The sequence below is a fragment of the Pseudoalteromonas sp. H103 genome (genome assembly GCF_001469205.1).
Taxonomy (GTDB): domain Bacteria; phylum Pseudomonadota; class Gammaproteobacteria; order Enterobacterales; family Alteromonadaceae; genus Pseudoalteromonas; species Pseudoalteromonas carrageenovora.
Window position 1 is genome coordinate 97,420 of record NZ_LOFG01000006.1, and the last position, 7,134, is coordinate 104,553.

General features: G+C 40.3%; 4 protein-coding genes. All 4 read right to left on the reverse strand.

Annotated elements, in window-relative coordinates; genetic code table 11:
• Positions 1-127: 127 nt before the first annotated feature.
• Positions 128-3,211 (reverse strand): efflux RND transporter permease subunit, encoded by a 3,084-nt coding sequence (locus ATS74_RS06280; protein ID WP_058548080.1) that lies wholly within the window; start codon positions 3,209-3,211, stop codon positions 128-130.
• Positions 3,208-4,521: an efflux RND transporter periplasmic adaptor subunit gene (locus ATS74_RS06285; protein ID WP_058548081.1), complete on the reverse strand. Its 1,314-nt coding sequence runs from the start codon at positions 4,519-4,521 to the stop codon at positions 3,208-3,210. Before ATS74_RS06285 ends, ATS74_RS06280 begins: the two co-directional genes overlap by 4 nt.
• Positions 4,511-5,926, reverse strand: coding sequence for a TolC family protein (locus ATS74_RS06290; RefSeq protein WP_058548082.1), 1,416 nt, complete (start codon positions 5,924-5,926; stop codon positions 4,511-4,513). Before ATS74_RS06290 ends, ATS74_RS06285 begins: the two co-directional genes overlap by 11 nt.
• 288 nt (positions 5,927-6,214) lie before the next feature.
• Positions 6,215-6,847, reverse strand: a complete 633-nt coding sequence (locus tag ATS74_RS06300) for a putative quinol monooxygenase (protein ID WP_058548084.1) — start codon at positions 6,845-6,847, stop codon at positions 6,215-6,217.
• Positions 6,848-7,134 lie beyond the last annotated feature (287 nt).

A 7,134-nucleotide genomic window follows, 5' to 3' on the forward strand; every position in this document is an offset into this window, starting at 1 on the left:
ACAATAAATTGACCATGCTTTTAATAAAATTGCTATAAACTTTAGCAAAAAAAAGCTGTAAGCAATTTCTCACTTACAGCTTAGTCCTAGAACTCTTTTCAATTTATCTATTTAGTTTTAACTCTGGTTACTTAAACCAACCCTGAAACCGCTCCATCAACATATAGTTTATTGGTACTAGCAATAGAGTAATAAAGGTTGCAAAGATAATCCCAAAACCAAGGCTTACCGCCATTGGAATTAAAAATTGCGCCTGAGTGGCTTTTTCAAATAGTAACGGCATTAAGCCTATAAAGGTGGTTAAACTAGTTAACATTACAGGGCGAAAACGCGCAGCCCCAGCAAGCTTAACAGCATCAATTATACGGCCGCCTTCACTGCGTTTTTTATTTATAAAATCAACCAGAACTAGTGAATCGTTTACCACTACCCCTATAAGTGCCAGCATACCTAGCAAGCTCATAATGGTTAAATCCATTCCCATAATCCAGTGCCCCACTACGGCGCCTATCATGCCAAACGGAATTACGCTCATTACTATAAGTGGCTGCATGTACGATTTAAGCGGGATAGCTAACAGCGCATAAATAATAAAAAATACAAAGATTAGTGCCCAAGCCAATGAACCAAATGACTCTCTTTGCTCTTTAGCTTCACCTTCTAGTTTGTAATCTACTCCAGGGTATTGCTGCATTAAGCCGTCAAGATACTCAGATAGATCAGCCTGCAAAATAGTCATGTTTGTATTACTTTTTTCGATATCGGCGGTCACATTTAAAGTACGGTAACGATCGATTCGATTAATTGTTGAAGGGCTTTGCCCCGCAGTCAGTGTAGCTACATGCGATAGCGGTACAGAACCGCCCGCAGGTGTGTTTATAAGAATGTTTTGTAAATCGGCTACAGAGCGACGCTCGTCAATAGGCAAGCGCACCATTACACGTACATCATCGCGTCCACGTTGAATGCGCTGAACTTGCGAGCCAAAAAATGAGTTACGTACTTGCCCTGCTACATTAACTCTATTTAAACCCAGTGCTAAGCCTTGCTGGGTAAGCTCTATACGTAACTCTTCTTTACCATCAGACATACTATCGGCAATATCAAATACCGTTGGGTAAGTGGCTAAACGCGTTTTAATATGATCAGCCACGTCTTGTAGAATCGTTAACGAGGTACCGCTTAGTTGTACGTCTATTGGGTCAGAGCTTCTGCCTATTTCAGCTCTAAATGTTAGGCTTTCTGCACCTGGTATCACGCCTATTAAATCGCGCCATTCACTGGCAAGCTCTCGCGAACCTATATCTGACTCACGCTGTTCAGCTGGTGTTATTTCAAAGCGTACAGAGCCTGAGTTAGATACTCCGCCACGGCCACCTGTTGTTGCTAATATATTTAAAATAACGCTTTCACCTGTGTCTGTATCGCGGTATTTATCTTGTAATTGCTGCGCTTTTTGCGACATATCAATTACATATTTATTAGTTACTTCAAAGGGTGTGCCTGTTGGTAGTGTTAAGTTAACGCGCACGGTTTCGCTGGGTATACGCGGGAAAAATACAAACTTAGTCCACCCACTGGTGATCATAGTTAAAATGATAAAAAACACACCTACAAATAAGCTAACCGATGTCACTTTGTGGCGCAGCGCTAAATTTAGTGTGGGTTGGTAGTACTTCAAAATCGCGTTTTCAAATCCATCTGCAAAATGCTGTTGAAGTGCATCTAACTTTGAAGGATTACCTTTTTCATGGCGCAGTTTTATATATTTTAAATGCGCTGGTAATACAAATTTAGATTCGATTAATGAAAACAATAATACCGGAATAACCACAACCGGAATTTGTGCAAACAGTGCTCCTCGGGCGCCTTCAATAAAAGCCAAGGGTAAAAATGCGGCTACGGTAGTTAATACACCAAAAGTAACTGGCGTTGCGACTTCTTGAGTACCTAAAATAGCGGCTTGCTCACCCGATTTAGCCGTTTTTAAATGCGTATAGACGTTTTCGCCAGTTACAATGGCGTCGTCCACCACGATACCCAGTACCAATATAAAACCGAATAAGCTCATAATATTAAGTGTTACGCCAAATATAGGCATGGCTATAAACGCGCCCATAAATGAAACCGGAATACCAATAAACACCCAAAATGCAATTGCAGGGCGTAAAAATAAAGTCAGCAAAGCCAGTACTAAAATACCACCTTGTAGGGCATTGGTGGTTAAGGTTGAAATACGGCTTTTTACAAGCTCCGAGTCATCATCCCAGTAACTAAGTTCGAACCCTTGAGGAAGCGAGCTTTGCTGCTCTTTTATATAGTTTTTAACGTCGTCAGCTACTGTAATAGCACTTTGCGGACCAATACGGTACACGTCGATAAATGCAGCTTGTTTGCCGTTAAAGCGCGTACGTACTGGTGTTTCTTCAAAGTCATCTTTAATTGATGCTATATCGCCTAACCGGATAATTGTGCCATCGGTTTGGTTTTTAACAACAATACTGGCAAATTCATCTTTACGATATGCTTGCCCTTTAGAGCTTATAAGTACGTCCCCACCTTCTGTTTTTAAGTTACCAGCAGAAATATCAGAGCTTGAATTAGCAATCGCGCTCGATATTTCTGCAAGGCTTAAATCGTACTGGCGTAATGTGTCTTGGCTTACTTCTACGGCAATTTCGTAATCGCGTACGCCGCTTAGCTCTACTTGTGTCACATTAGGTAAACGTAGTATTTGGTCGCGAACTGTTTCTGCGTATTCACGTGTTTCTTTTTCGCCGTAATCACTCGATACTGTAACGGCTATTACTTCACGAATTCTCTCAGCTAACGCTACAATTGGCTTTTCGGCATCCGCAGGAAAGGTGTTAATTGCATCTACTCGGCTTTTTATATCAGCAAGTAGCTCACGTGGATCGTAGCCGCTTTCTACTTCTATCGTTACAGAGCCAGAGCCCTCTGACGAACGACTGAATATTTGTTTTATACCCTCTAAATCTTGAACGGCTTCTTCTATTCGAATTGTTACGCCTTGTTCCACATCCTCAGGCGTTGAACCACGCAGAGTTACATTTACGCTTATCATGTCGGTTTCGAATGATGGGAATACCTCAAGCGGTATTTTGCTCGATAAACTAAACAGCCCCGACAGCAATAACGTCACTAACAATAAATTGGCAGCAACATGGTTTTTGGTAAACCAAGCTATCATGGTTTATCTCCTTGTTTTGCTGCGCGACGTTTCTTTATTAATTCACCAACGCTAATACCCAACTCTTTTGCTTTTTGCTCAAGCTGCTCACGTGACGGGCGCCCTCCTTTGCCTTGTTTGTTCGCACCTTTTGGTTGCTCAGCATTTTGCTCACCTAAAATACTGACTTGTGTGCCAGAACTGACTTGTCCAAGTGGCGTAATAACCAGTTTATCGTTTGCATTTAAACCCGTTTTTATCATCGCTTGTGTCGCATTTTGCCAAGCAAGCGTAATGTCTTTACGTTTTAGTACACCGCCTTCAACAATATAAACGTACGTGCCTTGGTAAATAGTACTATTAGGAATAATTAACGCATCAGGTACTGTTTTACCTGTGATTTGCGCTTTAATATATTGACCTATTTTTATCGGATATTGGTTGTTGGCTGTGGCTTTATACGGGTCGTTAATTTTTGCAACCACGTAAAGCTGCTGCGCATTTTCATCAATTGCACCTTCAGTACGGGCTAGCTGCCCGTGCCAAATTTGTTCGCCAACTAAATCAGACGAAAACTCAACTACAGATCCCGCTTGATTTTTAGCGCCATCGCGGTATTGCTCTGGTAAATTTACAAACGGAAGATCTTTATTTTTAATAGGTAGGCGGATCTCGACACTGTCGATTGCATAAATAGTGGCAAGCTGTGTATTGTTACTCACCACTTGCCCTAAATCAACACTGCGGCTAAGTATACGCCCAGCGTAAGGTGCCGTTACTTTTGTACGCTCTAAATCAAGCTTTGCTTTTTCAAGCGCAGCCTGCGCCGATAAAACCTCAGCTTCTGCCGCAGCTAATTGTGGTTCACGCAGTACTAAGCTACTTGCTTGTTTTGAGCCACCAAGACGTTTCCAATCAGTAATAGCTTGTTGACCACGTGCTTTTTCTTCTAACAAACCTTGCTCTGCGGTTAGTAAATTAGCTTGCGCCGATTTAACTTCAGCTTGGTGATCTCTATCATCTAGCTGTAAAAGTACATCGCCTTTTTCAAAAAAACCGCCTTCTCTAAAATCATCGCTTACGTCAATTATTTGCCCCGAAGCTTGGGCTACCAATAAGCTTTGCGTACGTGGTTTTACAGTGCCGTAACTATCAATCATTATTTGATAGCTTTGTGGTTTAAGCTCAAGTGCTGCCACACTAATTGACGCCTTTGGTGGAGAGCCAAAACGCTTAGCTTCTGGTGGATTACCTTTAATAAACATAACAATTAATAAAGTGGCAACAACGACCACTATTGGAATTATAATTTTTGCTGTTTTAGTTTTCATCATTATTGCTCTTTAGTTCACTTGAGGGCATTGCAAAATCACCACCAAGGGCAACGTGTAAGTTAATTCTGTTAGCTATTAATTGATTTTTAATTTCAATTAAAGAACTTTGCGCATCAAAAGATCTATCTTGTGCATCTAGCACAGTTGTATAAGTCACTAAGCCGCTTTGATACTGCTCAAACGAAAGTTGTTCTGCTGCAAGTGCGTTTTCTTGTGCTTCTAGAGTACTTGTGTACTGCGCTTTGAGAGATTGTTGCTGCGAGATTGCATTTTCAACATCGCCAAAAGCGTCATAAAGCGTTTGTAAATAAAGCTGCTCTTGCTTTTGAGTATTAAGGCGCGCTATTTCTTCGTTCGCTTTTAAACGTCCACCTTCAAAAAGTGGCGCTGAAATACTGCCTAATAACGACCATGCAAGGCTTGAAGGCGAAAATAAATCGCTTACTCTGTCTGTGCTATCACTCAAAGACGCAGTTAAATTTAAACTAGGAAAACGCAGTTTATGCGCATAAGCTAAAGCTGCGTCGGTAGCTAAAAGTTCATACCAGCTAGCACGTAACGTGGGTTTGCGCGTTATAAGTTCTGATGGTAAACCTAAAGGTATATCGGTATTAATAACGGGTAAGTCACTATTAGCGCTGATAGCACCTTTTGGGTATTCGCCTAGCAGGCGTTCAAGAATACGCGATGAAGCCGATAAATTAGCTTGCTGTGTCGCAATGCGAGTGCGCTCAGTGTTAAGCTCGTTTCGAGCAAGGTACACATCAAGTGCTTCATTAATACCCTGACGATAGCCTGATTCAATTATTTCTAGGCTTTGTTGGGCGTTTTCTTCTCTGCGTTTAAATAGATCTAACAACTGCTGCGCTGAAACGACATCAAACCAACTGATAACAACATCTGCGACTAGTTGCTGTTTGGCTTGCTCAAAGCGTGCTTGTTGAGCTAAATAGTTAAGATTAGCCTCGCGCTTTGCATCAGAGAGCTTGCCCCACACATCCACTTCATAAGTTAAATCTAAGCTTACTGAACTTGCGTTGTTATAACTAACAGGACGATTGTCTTTACTGCGGCTTGTACGGGTAGATAAGTCTAGACTAGGCCAAAGTGCTGCTCCAGATACTATTAGCTGCTGCTTTTGAATTTCAACATCGTAGCTGGTTTGTAAAAGCTGTTGGTTATTTTTAAGTGCTTGTTGTACAAACTTGTTAAGCGTAGGGTTTTGTAATTGAGTGAGCCATTGCTCTTGTACTGCAAGTACTGAGTTTGAGGCTTTTTGTTGCCATTGCTGAGGCACATCATTAGGTTGCTCCATGCGCTGCGACGAGTTTAAATTACTCGTACAGCCGCTAAGCAGCATTACACTAATTGCCAATAGGGTTGGCTTGCATTGCCAAATCATAATTAAACCTGAATTACTGCCATTTATGAGTGTAATTCAAGCACTTTGGCAAATTTGGCTCAACTTACTTTACATAACATTACATACGTTGCGATGAATTAACATAATAGGCAGTTATACGGTAAAAGTGAGGGTTTGATCAGGTTTAAATGTTAAAAAAATAAACGTCATAACGCACAACATTTGCTAGGTGGGAAGTTATACACGCTATATTAAAATTAGTGACCTATTATCGCATTAATAAAATAGGTCACTAACAAGGCAGTATTATAGCGAATTGAAAGAAGCTTAAATTTCAGTAACAAAACTCATGTACTGCTTCATATCACCAATAACAGCTTGCTCTAACAGTTTTGCTGTTTCTAGCGCGTACGGCTGATTAAAGTGAATATCCCAAAGAGCCGACTCATTCCGCCAATGTTCATATACAACTAATGTGTCGTTGTTGTTTTCAATGCTATATAAGTCAAACACTAGATTACCAGGCTCTTGGCTACGAGTTTGCTCTACATGCGTTTCAAAACGCTCTATTAACTGCTCTTTAAAACTTGGCTTAATTTTAAATATAAAAAATAAAATAAACACATCGTCTTCTGGGTTTATAGCTTTTGGATTACTTTCGTGAAGTGGTGCGGGAGCTGTGTTTTCAAGAAGCATTACCTCTGATGCTGATTGGCTAATTTCTGGTAATACTTGTAATAAAGCATGTGTATACCCTTGAGCGCCGTGGTAATCAACTGCATTTTGATCTTCAAAACGCTCATAGGCAAAAAATACACCTGATTCGTTTTTATCTTGATATAAACGCATTTCTAATAGACCAGTTTCGGCTTTAGCGCCTTGCTTATCGTCTTCTAGTAATGCTTTAAACCGCTCAATATTTTGTTCTTTAATATTAAACTTAACAATTTGTGTGATCATAATTAGCCCATACTTATTTTGTTGCTATATCGCCATTTATGAAAATAATCAGCGAGAGTAGATAGGCTAATTGTGCAAAATATGAGACTTTTTAAAAAGAGAGGAACAACCCAATTAATATGGAAGATATTGCCCATAATAATGTTCAATAAACTACAAATACAAAAAAGCCTTGCAATAAGCGAGGCTTTTAAATAAATGGTGCCGACTAACTAAGTCGAACGGATAACTTATACAGACTACTGATTACGAGTCAGTTGCTTTCTTATCAACTGCATATGCTTTAA